Below are 18,180 nucleotides of genomic sequence, written 5' to 3'. Positions count from 1 at the left end.
TGGCTGCTGGCTGTTACGGGTCAGTTCCGGACGGCGCCGTCGAGTTCCGTGCCGGCGACCACGACGACGTCGAGGCCGAGGTCGAGTGAGCGCACGCTGTGGGTGAGCGCACCGACGGAGATCACGTCGACGCCGGATGCCGCGATGGCCCTGACCGTGTCGAGGTTCACTCCGCCGCTCGCCTCCACGATGGCGCGGCCCGCGACCAGGCGCACGCCTTCGGCGAGCTGCTCGGGGCCGAAGTTGTCGAGCATGATCGTGTCGACACGGGCCGCGAGCACGGCTTCGATCTGGTCGATGCGGTCCACTTCGACCTCGAGGTGCGTCGTGTGCGAGATCCGGTCGCGCACGAGCAGGAGGGCCTCGGTCAGGCCGAGTCCGCCGGACTGCAGGATGGCGAGGTGGTTGTCCTTGGCCATCACTGCGTCGGACAGGCTGAAGCGATGGTTGTGGCCTCCGCCGTCGCGGACGGCGGCGCGCTCGAAGGCCCGCAGCCCCGGGGTGGTCTTGCGGGTGTCGACGATGCGGGCGTGGGTGCCCTCGGTCTCGGCGACGTATTGGGCCGTGAGGGTCGCGATGCCGCTCATCCGCTGTACGAAATTGAGTCCGATGCGTTCGGCCTGCAGAATCCCCCTCGCGGGGCCGGTGACCTCGGCGAGCACGTCGCCGGTGGCGAACGGAGCGCCGTCGCTGGTCAGCAGGGTGACCGTGATGGCGGGGTCGGTGAGGCGGAAGGCGGATCCGAAGACGGCGCCTCCGCTGAAGACGCCGGGTTCGCGGGCGACGAGCCTCGCGGTCGCCGTGGCGTCTGCGGGGATGAGCGCCTCGGAGGTCAAGTCGCCCCAGGGGGCGTCCTCGACGAGTGCCGCGCGCACCACGGTGTCGATGGCGGTGGTGCTCAGCATGCGATGGCCTCCTCGGCCTCTCGGGTGCGCCCAGGGGATTCGAGCACGAGGAACGGATCGTCGGAATCAACGGGACGCACCCAGGACTGGCTGTGGGCGAGTTCCAGGCGGCTCTCGGGGAAGTCGGCGCGGTAGTGCGCTCCCCGTGATTCCTCCCGGGCGAGTGCGGAGGCAACGGTGATCCTCGCGAGGTCGAGCAGGTTGCCGTCTTCGACGGCGCGCACCCGGTCGGCCGGGGTCGCGTCCCGACCGGTGGGCGCCGGGTGCTTCCAGCCGGCGAGGGCAGCGGATGCTGCGGCGAGCCCGTCACCGTCGCGCAGCACCCCGGCCGCGTCCCACATCAGGCGCTGGAGTTCGGCGCGGTCGACAGGCGCTCCGGGTCCGTCGACGGCCAGGGCGGGAGCCGTCGCGTCGGAGGCGTGGCTGTTCGCCGGCATCTGCGGGAGCTTCAGGCCCTCGACGTGGGTCGGGCCGGTACCGAGGGCGCGCACGGCGCGGTCGGCGAAGACTGCGGCCTCCAGCAGGGAGTTCGAGGCGAGGCGATTGGCACCGTGGGTTCCGGTCCTGGCGGTCTCGCCGACGGCGTAGAGGCCGGGCAGGGAGGTGCGGCCCCACAGGTCCGTGCTGACGCCGCCCATCCAGTAGTGGGCGGCCGGTGCGACGGGGATGGGCTCGACGGCCCAGTCGATCCCGGCGGCGAGGCACGCGGCCGTGATCGTCGGGAAGCGGGTTTCGAGCAGCTCCCTGCCGAGGCCGGTCGCGTCGAGGAGCACGGGTGTGCCGCCCTGGGCGGACATTTCGCGGGCGATGCTCCGGGCGACGATGTCGCGGGGGGCGAGTTCGGCGCCGGGGTGGATGGCGAGCATGAAGCGCTCGCCGCGAGCGTTGAGCAGCACGGCGCCCTCGCCGCGAACCGCCTCTGAGACGAGCGGGGTTCCGGGCACCGCGAGGGCGGTCGGGTGGAACTGGTAGAACTCGAGGTCGGCGATCGCCGCGCCCGCCCGCCAGGCCGCCGCGACGCCATCGCCGGTCGCGAGCGCGGGATTGGTGGTGTGCGGGAAGAGCGAGCCTGCCCCGCCGGTGGCGAGGATCACCGCGTCGGCGTCGACCTGGTGCACAAGCCCGTCCGGCCCGAGCAGGGAGGCTCCGGTCACCCGGTCTCCCGCGACGAGGAGGTCGACGAGCATGGTGTGCTCCCGGATCCGGACACGGGGGATCCCCGGGGTCTGATCCGAGCGGGCGGCCCGTTCGCGGACGGTCGAAACGAGTGCTGCTTCGATCGCGGCGCCGGTCGCGTCCCCGCCGGCGTGCAGCACCCGGGAGCGGGAGTGGGCGGCCTCGAGGCCGCGCGTGACACCGGAGTCGTCCCTGTCGAAGTCGACGCCGAAGCGGATCAGGTCGCGGACCCTGGCCGGTCCTTCGCTGCACAGCACCTCGACGGCTGCCGGGTCGCAGAGCCCTGCCCCCGCACGGAGGGTGTCGAGGATGTGCAGGTCGACGGAGTCGTCAGGGAACATGGCTGCGGCGATGCCGCCCTGCGCGTAGCGGGTATTGCTGTCCGGGAGCCCCTGCTTGGTCACCAGGGTGACGGAGTGACCCGCGTCGGTCGCGCGCACCGCGGCGATGAGCCCGGCGAGGCCGCTGCCGATGACGAGGATCCGGAGCGACGGTGCGACGGGTGCGATCGGTGCCGCGGGCGTCACGCGCGTGCTCCGCTCGTCGGCGCACCGACGGGAGGACGCGCGGCGAGCATCCGCTCGAGGGCGACCCGGGCGTTCGTCGCGTCGGTCGCAGGGACCTCGATGCGGTTGAGCACGGCGGGCGGCTGCCCGTCCTCGCCGACGAGGGCTTCGAGCACCCAGGCGAGATAGCCGGAGTGGATGCGGTACATCGTCGAGCACGGGCAGACGACGGGGTCGAGGCAGAAGATGGTGTGCTCAGGGTGCTCGGCTGCGAGGCGCTGCACGAGGTTGATCTCGGTGCCGATCGCGAATGTCGACCCGGCGGGGGCGGCTTCGATGGCCTTCTTGATGTAGTCGGTCGAGCCGTATTCGTCTGCGGCGTCGACGACCGCCATCGGGCACTCCGGGTGCACGATGACCCGAACGCCGGGGTGCTCCGCGCGTGCGGCGGTGATCTGGTCGACCGTGAAGCGCTTGTGAACGCTGCAGAATCCGTGCCAGAGGATGACCTGGGCGGCATCGAGTTCAGTCTCGGTGCTGCCGCCGAGGGGCTTGCGCGGGTTCCACATCGGCATCCGCTCGAGCGGGACCCCCATCGCCTTCGCGGTGTTCCGGCCGAGGTGCTGGTCGGGGAAGAAGAGCACCCGCTGGCCGCGTTCGAACGCCCACTTCAGCACCGTCTCGGCGTTCGAGGAGGTGCAGACGATGCCGCCGTTGGCTCCGCAGAACGCTTTGAGGGCGGCCGAGGAATTCATGTAGGTGACCGGGATCACCGGGACCCGGCCGGAGGCATCCGGCTCGGTGCCGTAGAGCTCTTCGAGCTGTTCCCAGCAGTCGGTGACCGAGTCGATGTCGGCCATGTCCGCCATCGAACAGCCGGCGGCGAGGTTGGGCAGGATGACCGCCTGGTCCGGCCCGGAGAGGAGGTCTGCGGTCTCGGCCATGAAGTGCACGCCGCAGAACACGATCGCCTCGGCGTCGGGGCGGCTCTTCGTCGCCTGCGCGAGCTGGAAGGAATCACCGACGAAGTCGGCGTGCTCGAGGACCTCCGAGCGCTGGTAGAAGTGACCGAGAATCACGACCCGGTCGCCGAGGGTGGCCTTGGCGGAGCGGATGCGCGCATCGAGTTCGTCAGCGGTGGCGGTGCGGTAGCGCTCGGGCAGGGCGCCCTGGCGCGGGGACCCGGTCGGGAGGACATCGCCCATCGAAGAACCGGGACCGTAGCCGGGGGTGCCGGAGTCGAATTCCCAGGGTCCGGAGGCCAGCTGCGGGCTGCAGGTGCTTCCGGGTGCGGTGCCCGTGCTGATCAGGCGAATGGTGCGGTCGACCGATGCGATGGTCATGCTGTAACTCCTCGATGTTCACACAAAGCGTTGTACACGGTGGTTCAGTTCAGTTCAGTTCGTGGCGGGGATGGCGGTGGTGGCGGGTTCCGGGCCGAAGGGATCCGGTTCGTCCTGCCGTCCGGAGTCGTTGTACCGGTAGAGCCGGGGCGGGCGGTGCCGGGTGCCTGCGACGCGTTCGCCGGTATCGACGATCGAACCGGATGCCTCGATCGTGCGGCGGAAATTGGCGGGGTCGAGGGATTTCTGCAGAACGGCCTCGTGCACGTCGCGCAGTTGGGAGAGCGTGAAGGTCTCGCCGAGGAAGGCGTGGGCGATTCGGGAATACTCGACCTTGGTCCGCAGCCGCCACAGGGCGTACTCGACGATCCGGTTGTGGTCGAAGGCGAGCCGCGGCAGGCGGTCGGCGGGGAACCAGCGCACGTTCTCGCCGACGACGGCGAGGTCCGCCTCGCCGGACTCGACGAGCGCCCAGTAGACGACGGACACCACGCGGCCCCCGGTCGAGCGGCCAGGGTCCCCGAAGGTGTAGAGCTGCTCGAGGTACTTCGGCGCGAGGCCGGTCGTCTCGCGGAGGGTGCGGGCGGCGGCCGCGGCGAGTTCTTCGTCGCCGGGCAGGCCGCCACCGGGCAACGCCCACTGGTCGAGGTACGGCTCCCTGGTGCGGCGGACCAGCGGCAGCCACAGCGTCTTGAAGTCGGATTCCGCGTCGGAGCGCAGCGCGAAGATCACGGTCGACACGGCGAGTGCGACGGCGGATTGAGCGCTCATGGGGGCATCCACTAGGTAAAGGTCAGTATGACTCTAACTGGGTGAACCCATCATATAGTCATTCTGACCCGAAGTCGCCCCCGCGGAGTCAACTCTTGGCGGCGGTGACAACGGAACGTCGGGCGCCCTTGCCCGTCAGGCCCCACAGGGTGACGCGGGCCATCGCTTCGACGACGATGCTTCCGCTCATCTTGGACGAGCCGAGCACGCGCTCGACGAAGGTGATCGGCACCTCGACGACGGTCAGGCCGGCCCGCACGCTCGTGAGCAGCATGTCGATCTGGAAGCAATAGCCCAGGCTCTCGACGCTCGCGAGGTCCATGCGTTCGAGGGCATGCGCCGTATACACGCGGTAGCCGCCGGTGACATCGTGCTGACGGAGGCGAAGTACCAGGCGCGAGTATGTCGATCCGCCGCGGGACAGCGCGCGGCGGTGCCACGGCCAGTTCTGCACGGCCCCGCCCGGAACCCAGCGCGATCCCATCACGACGTCGGCGGTCTTCGCCGCCGCGAGCAGGTCGGGGAGCTGCTCCGGCTGGTGCGAACCGTCGGAGTCGAGCTGCACGAGTTCATCGTAGCCGCGGGAGAGGCCCCAGCCGAAGGCCTCGAGGTAGGCGGCTCCGAGGCCGTTCTTCTTCGTGCGGTGCAGGACGTGCACCTGGGAGTCGGCCGCGGCGATGGCGTCGGCGAGCTGGCCGGTGCCGTCGGGGGACGCGTCGTCGACGACGAGGATGTCCGCGGTCGGGACGCTCGCGCGCACCCGGGCAACGATCGGATTGATGTTCTCGCGCTCGTTGTAGGTCGGGATGATGACCAGTGTCTGTGCCATGAAAACTACCTTGTCAGTTCGGTGATTGTTGTGTGTATGACCGTGGCCGTTGAGGCGACGGAAAATCCGAGGTCGCGCAGCATACGCAGGTCGGTGCCTGCCTTTTCCTCGCTGCTGCCCGAATACTGCACCAGCCATACCGTATCGGTGCCCGCGAGGGAATCGAGGACGCTCGTGAGCGGCAGGGTGGTGTCCCAGAGCGATCCGGTGTCCCCGTATGCCGTGTCGAGAGTCACATCGTGCAGCCCCGTGAAGGATTGCGGGTACAGGTGCAACGCGAGCCGCGGTTTCCGGGAGGGTCGCACGCTCTCGTCGAACACGATCGCGTCGCCGGGGTGCGCACCGGCCTCGACGATGGCCGCAGCCTGGCGCCAATCGCTCCCGGAGTTCTTCGCGTACGGGCCGCGCTGGTCGATGTAACTCGGCACGACGGCGGCGACGAGCAGCACGAGTGCCGTGATCCCGGCCCACCGGGGCCTGATCCAGGCCAGGGCGATCCCGAGCGCGATCGCGGCGGCCGGCGTGCAGATGGAGAGGTAGCGCAGCGAGTACATCGGCGTGACGACATGGGTGCCGATCAACAGGGCCGCGCTCGGTATCAGCATCCAGGCGAGCATGACGGCGAACGCCGCCCTGGTGCCTTCGAGTATGGGCACCCGTCCGCGTCCGAACCACGCGAGCCCGACCGCGAGCAGGATCAGTGCCCAGGCGATGAGTGCAGCAGGCACGTTCCCGAACCACTGGTTGACCGCCGCGTCGAGCACGCTCGTCTGGGCGCGGCGACCGATGAACGAGAGCTGGTCCTTCTGGCTCACGCCCGCGAGCAGCACCGGAGCCGCGATGGCGAGGCCGACAACGGTTGCAGCCGCCCAGGCGATCAGCTGGCCGCGGCGCCGGGCCCGATCCGGTGCGAGCAGGAATACGGCGATCCCGAGCACGGGGACGAGGAGCGCGACGTAGAGGAAGACGTAGATTCCGAGGGCGAAGAGCGCGGTGAAGCCGATCCACAGCCAGGTGCGTACCGGCCGGCCCGCTGTGCCGGCTCGGAGGAGGTGCACGAGCAGCACGACGAGCCAGACGGCGATGGCCGCCGCGACCGCCGTCGACCGTGCCTCTGCGCCCATGTACGTCACCCGGGGGAGTACCGCGAAGACGATGGCGGCGATCCAGGCGACTCGGGCGCCGGTCAGCATCCGGGCGAGGGTGAAGGTTCCCGCCGTTGCGACACCGATGGCAATCGCGCTCGGGAGCCGTGTCGAGAACTCGGATGCCCCGAAGAGGTCGATCCAGAAATGCAGCATCAGGTAGTACGCACCGTGAACGGCGTCGATCGTTCCGAGCATCCGGAACAGCGACGGCAAGGAACGCTCCGCAGACATCACGCTCGCGGCCTCGTCGCCCCAATAGGACGGGTTCCAGGACGCCGCGACGGAGATCACCAGGCCGAGAACCCCGAAATACAGCGGGGCCAGCTGCCGGTGGGTGGGCCGGGATCGCCGCTGCGGGCGCAGCTCTGGATCATGCGTCACGGGCAGATAGGTCACTCCAATACGTTATGCCACCCGGTCGGGGGTTTCCCGACAGCGGCGCATCGGGCGCCTGCGAAGGCTCTCAGTTTGCCTTCCCGTCAGGCCCGGGGGCCCGGTCCGGTGCGGGTGCTGCGGGGCAAGCGGATGTCGATGGCCAGGCCCGTCCCCGTGTTGCGCAGGCCGATGGAACCCTTCGCCCGCGTCACGATGGCGTGGACGATCGCAAGGCCGAGCCCAGAACCGATCGATCCGCTCGCCCGGGACTGTTCCGGGCGGGAGAACCGGGCGAAGGCGACCGGGATGAACGATTCCGGCATCCCGGGTCCCGTGTCCACGACGCTCAGCATGGCGCCATCCGGGAGACTGCGGAGCGTGACGGTGACAGCGCCTCTGCCTCCCATTGCGTTGATGGCGTTCGAGATGAGGTTGTCGACGAGCTGACCGACGTTGGTCACCGAGATCGCGTAGCGGCCGGTCGGATCTTCGCCCTCGATCTCGTAGTCGACGTCGAGGTCCTCCCCGTTCCGCACCACCCTGGCGCGGTCGACAGAGGCCGAGATCTCGGCGATCAGGTTGTCCCAGCCGCACTCAGGCGGGGCCTGCTGACCCTCAAGCTTGGACAGCTCCAACAGATTGGTGGCCAGTCTGGAGAGGCGGTCGACGGTGTGGGAGGCGTCGTCGATGTCCGCCTCGAGGGCTGGGGCGTCGCCGGAATTGAGATGGGCGAGCTCGAGTTGTGCCTTGAGCACCGCGAGGGGAGTGCGCAGCTCGTGGCTCGCATCCGACACGACCTGCTTCTCCCTGTCGATGCTGCGGCGCAGCCGGGAAATGAAGTCGTTGAGCGTGACCGCGAGCCGGCTGACCTCGTCCCGGCCCGCCGGGACGAGCAGCTCCGCGGAGGACCCGGTCGTGCTCAGGCTCTCGGCCTCCTTCCGCAGCCGGTTGACCGGGCGGAGGGCAGCTCCGGTCAGGAGCCAGGACGCGAGGCCGAAGCCAACGGTCAGCAGCACGGTGCCCATGACGAGCACCCGGGCCAGTTCGTCGAGCAGCAGGCCGAGCGCCTCCTCGTTCCGCGCCGTGATGACGACCCAGTTGCCCTTGTTGGTCACGGCCGTTGTCGCGGCGACGAGGTAGCGGGCGTTGCCGGCATCGATCGTCTGCGGCGTCTCGCCGATCTTCGCGAGCTCAGGAACGCGTTTTCGGAGCGCGATCGGTAGGGACGACTTGGAGATCTGGCCGTCCGGACCGACGATCGCGATGAGCTGGCCTTCGCTCGGGCCGTCGATCGGCTCGGTCGGATTGCGGATCAGGTCGGTCACGATCGGGGCGGCGTCGCTGTGCAGCAGTGTCGTCGTCGTCTCGATCAGGATCGCCTCCACCTCGCCGCGGAAGAACACCGCGGCCCCGCTGAACAGGACGGCGGCGATCACGAGACTGCCGACGGTGATGCGGGCCCGGATCGACAGCCCGGGCAACCTCATGGACGCGCCCCGGTCACTCGACGAGTTCCACGGCATACCCGGACCCGCGTACGGTCACGATCCGCATCCCGGCGGCCGCGGAGTCGATCTTGCGCCTCAGATAGCTGATGTACTGGTCGACGATGTTCGGGTCGATGTGTTCCGTCCCGTTCCAGATCTCTTCGAGGATGGTCGTGCGGTCGACCGTGGTGCCGGCCCGGCTGCAGAGCAGGCGGAGCAGTGCGACCTCCTTGGGGCTCATCGAGACGGACCGGCCGGCCACGGTCACCTTGAGGTCCCGGGAATCGATCGCGAGGTTGCCGAGTTCGAGGCTCAGGGGCGTCGCCATCGACTGGCGCCTGAGCAGGGCCCTGACCCGGGCGGTGAGCTCGAGGAAGGCGAAAGGCTTGGTGAGGTAGTCGTCCGCTCCGCTGTCAAGTCCGAAGACCCGGTCGTCGACGGTGTCCCTGGCGGTCAGGAGCAGGACCGGCATGGTGTTGCCGGAGTCGCGGATGCGCCGGCAGATCTCGAACCCCGTCATCTGCGGCAGCATCACGTCGATGGCCGCAAGGTCGAATTCGTTGTTGTTGATCGCGATCAGGGCGTCCATCCCGTTCCCGACCCTGACGATCTCGTAGCCTTCTGCCTCGAGTCCGCGCTCGATCAGTGCACCCATTTGTTCGTCGTCTTCCACGACCAGGATCTTCGTCATGCCCGCCCCTTTTGCTCGTGCGCCGGTACCTCTTCATGCTGGCACGTTCCCGGTGCGGAGCGTGACCAGTCTGCGTTTTCCGCTCCCAGCGGCGTTCGCCGTGGCTAGGCTGGCGCCATGGTCGAAACCCCGTCCGCCGCGCCCTCGCCCGCCCGGGTGGCGATCGTCGATCCGCCCGCCGCCGGTGTCGCCGTCGCCCAGTTCGTTCCCGGTCCGGACCGGGAGGCGAACCTCGCCGAGATCACCCGCCTGGCCGGCATCGCGGCCGCCCGCGGAGCGCAGCTCGTCGTGTTCCCCGAATACTCCGCGTTCTTCGAGCCCGTGCTCGGGCCCGCGTTCGTCGCGGCCGCCGAGCCGCTCGACGGTCCGTTCGTGACGGGACTGGCGGCGCTCGCCGAGGGCCTCGGCGTCGTCATCGTCGCGGGCATGCTCGAGACGGCCGCCGTGGCCGGGCGGTTCTGCAATACCCTCGTGGCGGTCGGGCCGACGGGCGAGCTTCTCGCGCACTACCGCAAGCTTCACCTCTACGACGCCTTCGGGGAGCGCGAATCCGACTGGGTGCTGCCCGGTTCGATCGAGGCACCTCAGACGTTCGTTGTCGGAGGGCTGACCGTCGGACTGCAGACCTGTTACGACATCCGTTTCCCGGAGGTCACCCGGCGGCTCGTCGACGCGGGTGCCGAGCTCGTGCTCGTGCCCGCCGAGTGGGTGCGGGGCCCGCTCAAAGAGCAGCAGTGGCGCACCCTTCTCGCCGCCCGTGCGATCGAGAACACGGTCTACGTCGCCGCCGCCGACCACGCCCCGCCGATCGGCGTCGGCACGAGCATGATCGTCGATCCGATGGGGGTCGAACTCGTCACGATCGGTGAGACCACGGATGTCGGCGTCGCCTGGCTTACCTCGGCCCGCCTCGAGCAGGTGCGTGCCGTCAACCCCGCCCTCCGGCTTCGGCGCTTCGGGGTCGTCGAGCTCTGACCGGCGAGAACGGGTGAAGGCTCAGCCTTCGCTTGCGATCGTCTCCTGGGAGGCCGCGGCGGCCCGGGAACGGAAGCCGGGTTCCGGGCGCTTCGCGTGGTCCTGATCGGACATGGCTCGTTCCTCGCCCGTGGCGACGAGCCCCTGGGAGCTGTTCGCCGATCGGGTGAGCTGGGCGAGCCAGAGCGGATTGATGGTCGGCGGCTGGCCGCCGGAGAACTTGAAGTAAAGCGGGATGGCCGGGTGCAGCCAGGCCGAACTGCGACCGTCTCCGGCCTCTGCGGCATTCCGCCAGGACAACAGGAAACTCTCGCCGCGACGCAACTTCTGCACGATCACGATTTGCAGGTGCGCAAGGATCCTGTCGTCGAATTCGACGGTGACCCGGTCATACGTCAACGAACCCATGGGGTGCCGCTTTCGGTCGGTGATTCCTCTCGCGAACGGCAGACCGCCCTTGTGGGGCATCCGCTTGGGTCGCACATTAAGTGTGGTCGTAATCCCCGGTCAATACAAGGGAAGCGTCAGGCCTCGGCGGGATGCGCCGGTACGCGCTCGACGATGCCGTGCAGCACGAGGTCGATCTCCGAGCGGAGGGCATCCGGCAGGTTTTCCATCGGTTCCCGGCCGAGTCCGCACCGGATCAGGGCGAGATTGAGGAGCGAGAAGATGCTGCGCGCCGCGAGTGCCGGATCGACTCCCGGTCGGAGTCGCTCCGGTCCTTCGGCGGCCGGTCTCCCGTATCCGCCGAGCACGGTCGCGATGGCGGCCTCGAGTCCGTCGGCGAGTTCGAGCGCCGCGATGCGGTACGCGCCGGTGGGCTCTCCACACAGGATTTCGCGCTGGTAATAGGCGGTGTTCTCCGGGTGGCGCGCGGCGGATCTCAGCAGGGGGAGGAGCAAGTCCATGATCGCGTCCGTCGGGGTGACGGGTGCGTCCGCTGCCGCGGCATCCCGCCGGCTGGGGTTCAGGGCCCGGCGCCACTCCTCGTTGAAGACCATCAGGAGAAGTTCGGGCTTCGAGGTCGCGTACCTGAAGAGTGTCCCTGCCGCGACATCCGCACGATCGGCGATGTCCTGCGTCGTGACGGACGCGTAGCCGCGGTCGGCGAAGAGATCCTCGGCGGCCGCGAGGATGCGGCTCTGCTTGTCACGCTTGTTGCGCTCGCGGCGGCCGGGAGTGGCAGTGCCGACGGTGGCATCGGCGGCGGCATCGACGACCGGTGTCTGGCCTTCGTCTGGTACGCGCACGGGAGTCCTCACTCTGGGTCGGCTGCTTCCCGGGCAGGTGCCGACCCGGGGTTTCTCAATCGTAGGTTCAATCAGCTGTTTCCAATATAACGGAGTACGCTCATTTTTGGAGTAGAGTACAGATTCTATGAACCCGAAGAGAGAGGTGGTCATCATGGGCCGCGTTCAAGGCAAAGTGGCACTGATCAGTGGCGGTGCCCGCGGAATGGGAGCGTCGCACGCGCGCCGGCTGATCGCAGAGGGCGCCCAGGTGGTCATCGGAGACCTCCTCGACACCGAAGGCGAGGCCATGGCGGCCGAACTCGGCCCGGCGGCACGCTACGTGCACCTCAACGTCACCGACGCCGATGACTGGTCGGCCGCCGTGCTGTTCGCCGTGGAGACGTTCGGCGGGCTGGACGTCCTCGTCAACAACGCCGGAATCGCGAGCGCAGCGCCGATCGAGAGCTTCCCGATCGACGTCTGGACCCGCACGATCGAGATCAACCTGACCGGGACCTTCCTCGGCATGCGGGCCGCCATCCCCGCGCTCTCACGCCGCGGCGGCGGCTCGATCATCAACGTGTCGTCGGTCGAGGGCCTCCTCGGCAGCGCCGGCCTGCACGCCTACGTCGCGTCGAAGTTCGGCGTGCGCGGCATCACGAAGTCGGTCGCCCTCGACGTGGCGCCCCTCGGCATCCGCGTGAACTCGATCCACCCCGGCTTCATCGAGACCGCCATGACGAAGTCCCTCGACGTCGACATGGTCGAGATCCCGCTGCGCCGCGGCGCCAAGCCGGAAGAGGTCTCCAACCTGGTCCTCTACCTGGCGAGCGACGAGTCCAGCTACTCCACCGGCGCCGAGTTCGTCATCGACGGCGGCCTGACGATCGGCATTCCGCACAACTGACCGTCGGCTCTGACGACCCGCGAGAGTACATTTTTGGCCCTTAAACCACACGGTTAAGGGCCAAATATGTACTCTCGCGGAGGTTGGAGCGGGTTACGGGCGGGCTTCGAGCAGCGCCAGCGCTTCGAGGGCCGCGAAGGGCTTCTCGATGTGGGCGAAGTGGCCCGTGCCCGGGATCGTTCGCGAGACGAAGCCGGGAATGACGGCGGCGAGCCGGGCGCGGTCCGAGTCGGCGACGAAGACGTCCGCGTCGCCCTGGATCGCGTGCACGGGACAGGTGATCCGCGACCATGACCGCGCCGGGTCATGGGCTCCGGCGAGGGCGGATGCCGCGGCGAACGCCCGGGGGCGGACTTCCGTCGCGAGGGCCGAGATCACGCTCGCGTGCACAGCATGGACCCGGCTGAACAGGGGCGCGGTGAGGGTGCGGAGCACACCTACCCGGTCGAGCCGGCGCACGAGACCTCGGCCGACCGGCTCGACGACCGCGAGGGCGCGCATCACACCGAGCAGGGCGCTGTACCCGGGCAACATGGTGAAGCGGGTCAGCGGATGCCGCACGCTGTCGACCACCGAGAACGTCGTCGCCGACACGAGGGAGACCGACACGGTAGCGGCAGGTTCGAGTGCGGCCAGTTCGAGGGCGAGGAAACCGCCGAGGGAATGCCCGATCACGTGCCAGTGCTCGTAGCCGAGTGCACGGGCGGTTTCGGCGATCAAGGCCACCACCGACGTGATGCCCGGGGCGGGCCGGGCGGAGTGCCGGCCGGAGGCATCCGCTGCTTCGCTGTCGCCCCAGCCGGGCAGGTCGGGAATGATCAGGTCGGTGAGCGCGAGTGCGCCGGAGGGAACGGAGCCCGTGGAGTCCGTGGAGCCCGGGCGTGTCGAGCCGTCGGACGCCGCCGCCGAGAGGAGCGGGGTCCAGGTCGTCCAGGAACCGGCGGCCCCGTGCAGGAGGACCGTCGCCGTGTCGCTGCCCGTGCGGCGGCCGTGCCGAACCACAAGTGTGCCCGAGCCGAGGCGCATCGAGCTCGTGGTCAGGCCGAAGGCGCGGGCGTCTGTCGAGAGCGGGAAAGGGCAATACTCCTCCTGCCGCATTTCGGTCACGGGCGTCCCGGCCGGCACGAGAGGCGCCGGGGATGCGGGCCGCGCCGTTCGGTCGGGAGTTCGTGTCAGCAGGGTGGTCATGACAGGTATTCGTCGCCCCGGGGCAATCGGTTTGCCGGCGCGCAAAAGGACAGGACCGATCAAAACCCGGCCCGGCCAGGCTCGGGCGAGCCGCCGGCGGACGACGGTAGGGAACGCGTGTGGAATAGGAACGGGCCCGGTTCCGTTGTCTGGAGCGCACCCTGCGTCTTTCCTGCGCCGGCCGGTTCGGCCGCGCCCGGCGCACCCTCCGTACTACGAAAAGAGCGACTGTGACCTTGTTCTCCCCGCTGACCCTCGGCGACCTCCACCTGCCGAACCGCCTCGTGATGGCGCCTCTGACCCGCACCCGGGCCGGCCTCGACGGCATCCCCGGACCGATGGTGGTCGAACACTACCGCCAGCGCGCATCCCTCGGCCTGATTGTGTCCGAGGGGGTCTACCCGAGCCACGCCGGACAGGGATACACCGGCCAGCCGGGGCTCGTCACCGCTGAGCAGGTCGACGGCTGGCGTTCCGTCGCGTCCGCCGTGCACGAGGCCGGCGGCCTCATCGTCGCCCAGGTCATGCACGCCGGCCGGGTCTCGCACGACCTCGTCAACGGCGGCTACGACGTCGTCGCGCCGAGCGCGATCGCCATCGCCGGCGAGACGCACACCCCGGAGGGCAAGAAGCCCTACCCGGTGCCGCACGCGCTGACCGAGGACGAACTCCCCGGCATCGTCGCGGAATTCGTGCGGGCGTCGCAGAACGCCATCGCGGCCGGGCTCGACGGCGTCGAGATCCACAGTGCCAACGGCTACCTCCTGCACGAGTTCCTCTCACCGGCCTCGAACCAGCGCACGGATGCCCATGGCGGCTCGCCCGCGAACCGCGCCCGCTTCGTGATCGAGGTCGCGACCGCCGTCGCCGCCGCGATCGGCGCCGGCCGGGTCGGGATCCGCATCTCTCCGGAGCACAACATCCAGGACGTCCTCGAGACGGATGCCGCAGAGACGCTCGCCACCTACACCGCTCTGGTCGACGGGCTGGCCCCGCTCGGCCTCGCGTACCTCAGCGTCCTGCACCAGGACCCGACCGGCGACCTGATCCAGGGACTGCGCGCCCGCTTCGGCGGACCGCTCCTGATCAACACCGGCTTCGGCACCGTCACGACCCGGGCAGAGGCCATGGCCATCCTGGCCGACAATGTCGCTGACGCCGTCGTCGTGGGACGCGCCGTCATCGCCAACCCCGACCTCGTGCACCGCTGGCGCGACGACCTGCCCCTCAACGCCCTCGACGCACAGACCCTCTACGGCAGCACGGCCGCCGGCTACACGGACTACCCGGCCCTGGCCACCGCCGAGTAGTCACCGACCCGAACCGATTCGACGGACATTTTGAGGTTGTGGGCCGGTTTTCACCGTCCCACGTACTGAAAAACCGGAATCTCCGTCGAATCGGTTCGGGCCCGAAGGGTTACGGGCCCGAACCGCGCTAGCGGCCGGCCGGGCTCAGGGCGGCCAGCCGGGTCGCGGCCTGCTCGAGCAGGTCGACCTTCTTACAGAAGGCGAAGCGCACGAGCGAGGCATACTGCGGCCGGTGCTCCGGGCTGCAGAACGCTCCGATCGGAACGGCGACGACGCCCGCGAGGGCGGGAAGTTCGCGGCAGAAGTCCGCACCGTCCGCATAGCCGAGCGGGGCGGCATCCGCCACGATGAAGTACGAACCGCTCGGACGCGACACGGCGAAGCCCGCGGCGACCAGGCCACGCTCGAGGACGTCACGCTTGCCCTCCAGCGAAGCGGCGATACCGGTGAAGTACGAGTCCGGGAGATCGAGCCCCCTGGCGATCGCCGGCTGGAACGGCGCGCCGTTCACGTAGGTCAGAAACTGCTTGACCGCGAGGATTGCCGTCACGAGCGCGGGCGGTGCCGTCAGCCAGCCGATCTTCCACCCCGTCGTGTTGAACGTCTTCCCGCCGGAAGAGATCGTGACGGTGCGCTCGAATGCCCCGGGGAGGGTCGCGACGGGCAGGTGCCGCACACCGAAGGTGAGGTGTTCGTAGACCTCGTCGGTGACGATGATCGCGTTGTGCTGTTCGGCGAGCCGGACGATGAGCTCGAGCGTCTCGCGCGGGAACACGGTCCCCGTCGGGTTGTGCGGGTTGTTCAGGAGAATGAGGCGGGTGCGATCGGTGATCGCGGAACTGAGCTCGTCGAGGTCCGGCTGGAAGTCTGGCGCGTGCAGGCGCACGGTGCGGTGCAGGCCGCCGCCGAGCGCGATCAGGCCGCCGTACGCGTCATAGAACGGTTCGAACGTCACGACCTCGTCGCCGGGCTCGATCAGGGCGAGGATCGTCGCGGCGAGCGCCTCTGTCGCCCCAGCGGTCACGAGGACTTCGGTCTCCGGGTCGACGGCGAGACCGTAGAAACGCTGCTGGTGACGCGCGATCGCGTTGAGAAGAACGGGGAAGCCGCGGCCAGGCGGGTACTGGTTGACCCCGTCCGTGATGGCCTGGCGGGCGGCGTCGAGTACTTCGACGGGGCCGTCCTCGTCCGGGAACCCCTGCCCGAGATTGATCGCACCGGTGCGAGCGGCGAGTGCGCTCATCTCGGCGAAGATGGTGGCGGCGATCGTGCCGTCCGCGCCCAGGAGGCCGGCGCCCCGGGCGGTGCGCCGCCAGGCACCCGGTATGGTCGCGGTGGGTACGATCTCACGGGAGCCAGGCATGAATCCAAACTACGACATCCCCCGCGCGGATGACTCAAGCCGCGGTGCTCGCCGGCGAGGAGCGCCAGACCCATCCGGCCGGCCCGGACTCCCGGGGACCCACCCCAAGCAACATCACGGCTTCGTCATTGAATGCTCTCAGCTTGAGCGGAGGATTCGTTCAGGTTCGGGCGCGAAGCTGGCATCGCTTGGAAGGAGCACCTCATGACCGAACACCCGCAGGACCCAGACATTAATAGCGAGCGTCCCGCTGGCGACGTTCCCTCCGACGCCGGCCAGACCGCCGCGTCCGGACAGCCGGCCACCGACGCCGGCGCCGCGCAGACGACCGAGTACCCGGCCCCCGCCGCGAACGCCGACAACACGACAGAGGTCGTCGGCTTCCCGCCGGCCGCGCAGCCGGTTACCGAGCAGCCGCAGGGCGTCGTCGCCCAGCCGGCATCCGCTCCCGCCGAGGCGCAGGCCCCCCAGGCGCCGCAGTCGATCCAGGCGCCGCAGCAGCCCGTCCCGAACGCCTCGAACCAGGTCACCCAGCCGACGCTTCCCTACGCGACGGATGCCTTCGGCCGGCCCCTGGGCGGAGCAGACGGCTCCGTCCCGCCTCACTTCGCGGCCACGGCGGCACCCTTCTCCTACGCCCCCCAGGGCGGCGGCCCGAACGGACCCACCGGTCCGTCCTCTGCCCCCCGGCCCAAGGACCCGGCCCGTCGCCGGGCCGGACTCAGCTTCGTCGCGGCGCTCGCTATCGGCGCCCTCATCGGCGGCGCATCGGGCGCCGGCGTGATGGCCCTCCTCTCCGGAGGCCAGGGCAACGGCACCCCCGTCAGTCAGGCCCAGGGCTCGAGCACCGTGGTCGTCAATAACACCGAGAGCGTCAACCAGATCACGGCGGCGACCGCGAAGGCCATGCCGAGCGTCGTCACCATCAACGCGACCAGCGGCACCTCCGGCGGCACCGGATCCGGCGTCGTCCTCACCTCCGACGGCTACGTCCTGACCAACACCCACGTCGTGACCCTCGACGGCGCGAGCGCAGACGCGACCCTCGAAGTGACCGCGAGCGACGGGAAGGTCTACAAGGCGACGATCGTCGGCACCGACCCGATCTCCGACCTCGCGGTGGTCAAGCTCACCGACGCGAGCGGTCTCACCCCGATCAACTGGGCGGACTCGAGCAAGCTCAACGTCGGCGACACCACGATCGCCATCGGCGCCCCGCTCGGCCTCTCCGGAACCGTCACGGACGGCATCGTCAGCGCCCTCAACCGGAGCATCTCGATCGCCTCCTCTGCGGCGCCCACCAAGGACACTCCGGACGCGACGGCCCCGAGCACCGACAACCCCTACTTCTGGAACTTCGACCTCCCGAACAAGGACGGCAGCGCGCAGCCGACCACGCCGAGCACGACGAGCAGCATCTCGCTCTCCGTGATCCAGACGGATGCCGCGATCAACCCCGGCAACTCCGGTGGCGCCCTGCTCAACTCGAAGGGCGAACTGATCGGCATCAACGTCGCGATCGCCAACGCGGGCGGATCCTCCTCATCGGGAACGGCTGCCGGAAGCATCGGCGTCGGCTTCTCGATCCCGGCGAACCTCGCCAAGCGCGTCTCCGACGAGATCATCGCCAACGGCAAGGCCACCCACGGCCTGCTGGGCGCGAGCATCACGACCGCGACAAGTGACACGAGCAGCACGGTCGGCGCCCTCGTCAGCGAGGTCACGTCGGGTGGTGCCGCCGAGAAGGCAGGCCTCAAGAAGGGCGACGTCGTCACGAAGTTCAACGGAGTGCCGATCACCGACGCGAAGGATCTCACCGCCCAGGTACGGGTGCTCGCCGCCGGCGCAACGGCCGACCTCGTCTACGTGCGCGACGGCAAGTCCTTCACCGTGTCCGTCACGGTCGGGGAGCTCTCCAGCTAGCAGGTCCGCACTCCTTCCACGCCCTGCGCCGCCGGGGATGGGCCCGCGGGG

16 protein-coding genes are annotated in these 18,180 nt (G+C 69.4%); 4 read left to right on the top strand and 12 right to left on the bottom strand.

What is annotated here, in order from left to right:
• Window positions 1-20 precede the first annotated feature (20 nt).
• The 8 genes from nadC to QN350_RS11180 all read right to left on the bottom strand — a co-directional run bounded on the left by nadC (window position 21) and on the right by QN350_RS11180 (window position 9,231).
• The gene (gene nadC, locus QN350_RS11215) at window positions 21-905 is read right to left on the bottom strand and encodes a carboxylating nicotinate-nucleotide diphosphorylase (protein WP_281535443.1); all 885 of its coding nucleotides are present in this window, start codon (window positions 903-905) and stop codon (window positions 21-23) included.
• Window positions 899-2,608, bottom strand: coding sequence for an L-aspartate oxidase (nadB, locus tag QN350_RS11210; RefSeq protein WP_322137574.1), 1,710 nt, complete (start codon window positions 2,606-2,608; stop codon window positions 899-901). Before nadB ends, nadC begins: the two co-directional genes overlap by 7 nt.
• Window positions 2,605-3,930 carry a quinolinate synthase NadA gene (gene nadA / locus QN350_RS11205; RefSeq protein ID WP_322137573.1) on the bottom strand — a complete coding sequence of 442 codons (1,326 nt, stop codon included), beginning with the start codon at window positions 3,928-3,930 and terminating at the stop codon, window positions 2,605-2,607. The genes nadB and nadA overlap by 4 nt, the downstream gene beginning before the upstream one ends.
• 54 nt (window positions 3,931-3,984) lie before the next feature.
• Window positions 3,985-4,701, bottom strand: a complete 717-nt coding sequence (locus QN350_RS11200) for an NUDIX hydrolase (protein ID WP_322137572.1) — start codon at window positions 4,699-4,701, stop codon at window positions 3,985-3,987.
• Window positions 4,702-4,789: 88 nt separating this feature from the next.
• Window positions 4,790-5,530, bottom strand: a complete 741-nt coding sequence (locus tag QN350_RS11195) for a polyprenol monophosphomannose synthase (RefSeq protein WP_322137571.1) — start codon at window positions 5,528-5,530, stop codon at window positions 4,790-4,792.
• A 5-nt stretch (window positions 5,531-5,535) separates the two neighbouring features.
• Window positions 5,536-7,074: a glycosyltransferase family 39 protein gene (locus QN350_RS11190; protein WP_323502843.1), complete on the bottom strand. Its 1,539-nt coding sequence runs from the start codon at window positions 7,072-7,074 to the stop codon at window positions 5,536-5,538.
• An 83-nt stretch (window positions 7,075-7,157) separates the two neighbouring features.
• Window positions 7,158-8,540, bottom strand: coding sequence for a HAMP domain-containing sensor histidine kinase (locus QN350_RS11185; protein ID WP_322137569.1), 1,383 nt, complete (start codon window positions 8,538-8,540; stop codon window positions 7,158-7,160).
• 13 nt (window positions 8,541-8,553) lie between these two features.
• Entirely contained in the window at window positions 8,554-9,231 is a 678-nt protein-coding gene (locus QN350_RS11180; RefSeq protein ID WP_134445835.1) for a response regulator transcription factor, read from the bottom strand.
• Between the two features lie 117 nt (window positions 9,232-9,348).
• Here QN350_RS11180 and QN350_RS11175 point away from each other — a divergent pair, with 117 nt between their 5' ends.
• Window positions 9,349-10,206, top strand: a complete 858-nt coding sequence (locus tag QN350_RS11175; RefSeq protein ID WP_322137568.1) for a carbon-nitrogen hydrolase family protein — start codon at window positions 9,349-9,351, stop codon at window positions 10,204-10,206.
• 21 nt (window positions 10,207-10,227) lie between these two features.
• Here the strand turns inward: QN350_RS11175 and QN350_RS11170 are convergent, their stop codons facing one another.
• Both QN350_RS11170 and QN350_RS11165 read right to left on the bottom strand, forming a co-directional pair.
• Window positions 10,228-10,614, bottom strand: a complete 387-nt coding sequence (locus QN350_RS11170; RefSeq protein ID WP_281535437.1) for an ATP-dependent DNA ligase — start codon at window positions 10,612-10,614, stop codon at window positions 10,228-10,230.
• Between the two features lie 116 nt (window positions 10,615-10,730).
• Window positions 10,731-11,456: a helix-turn-helix domain-containing protein gene (locus tag QN350_RS11165; protein WP_322137567.1), complete on the bottom strand. Its 726-nt coding sequence runs from the start codon at window positions 11,454-11,456 to the stop codon at window positions 10,731-10,733.
• A 127-nt stretch (window positions 11,457-11,583) separates the two neighbouring features.
• Here QN350_RS11165 and QN350_RS11160 point away from each other — a divergent pair, with 127 nt between their 5' ends.
• The gene (locus QN350_RS11160; protein ID WP_322137566.1) at window positions 11,584-12,345 is read left to right on the top strand and encodes a glucose 1-dehydrogenase; all 762 of its coding nucleotides are present in this window, start codon (window positions 11,584-11,586) and stop codon (window positions 12,343-12,345) included.
• Between the two features lie 93 nt (window positions 12,346-12,438).
• Here the strand turns inward: QN350_RS11160 and QN350_RS11155 are convergent, their stop codons facing one another.
• Window positions 12,439-13,533, bottom strand: a complete 1,095-nt coding sequence (locus QN350_RS11155; RefSeq protein ID WP_322137565.1) for an alpha/beta hydrolase — start codon at window positions 13,531-13,533, stop codon at window positions 12,439-12,441.
• Window positions 13,534-13,763: 230 nt separating this feature from the next.
• Here QN350_RS11155 and QN350_RS11150 point away from each other — a divergent pair, with 230 nt between their 5' ends.
• Entirely contained in the window at window positions 13,764-14,843 is a 1,080-nt protein-coding gene (locus tag QN350_RS11150; RefSeq protein WP_322137564.1) for an alkene reductase, read from the top strand.
• 127 nt (window positions 14,844-14,970) lie between these two features.
• Here QN350_RS11150 and QN350_RS11145 read toward each other — a convergent pair whose 3' ends face one another.
• Window positions 14,971-16,206 carry an aminotransferase class I/II-fold pyridoxal phosphate-dependent enzyme gene (locus QN350_RS11145; protein ID WP_322137563.1) on the bottom strand — a complete coding sequence of 412 codons (1,236 nt, stop codon included), beginning with the start codon at window positions 16,204-16,206 and terminating at the stop codon, window positions 14,971-14,973.
• Window positions 16,207-16,410: 204 nt separating this feature from the next.
• On the opposite strand from QN350_RS11145, the gene QN350_RS11140 reads away from it, so the two are divergent.
• Window positions 16,411-18,129, top strand: coding sequence for a S1C family serine protease (locus QN350_RS11140; RefSeq protein WP_323516392.1), 1,719 nt, complete (start codon window positions 16,411-16,413; stop codon window positions 18,127-18,129).
• The last annotated feature ends 51 nt before the right edge of the window (window positions 18,130-18,180 follow it).

Origin of the sequence: Cryobacterium sp. 10I5 (assembly GCF_035019865.1) — a bacterium.
Taxonomy (GTDB): domain Bacteria; phylum Actinomycetota; class Actinomycetes; order Actinomycetales; family Microbacteriaceae; genus Cryobacterium; species Cryobacterium breve_A.
Note: the sequence above shows the minus strand (reverse complement) of the source record. Positions and strands in the feature narration are given on the sequence as shown.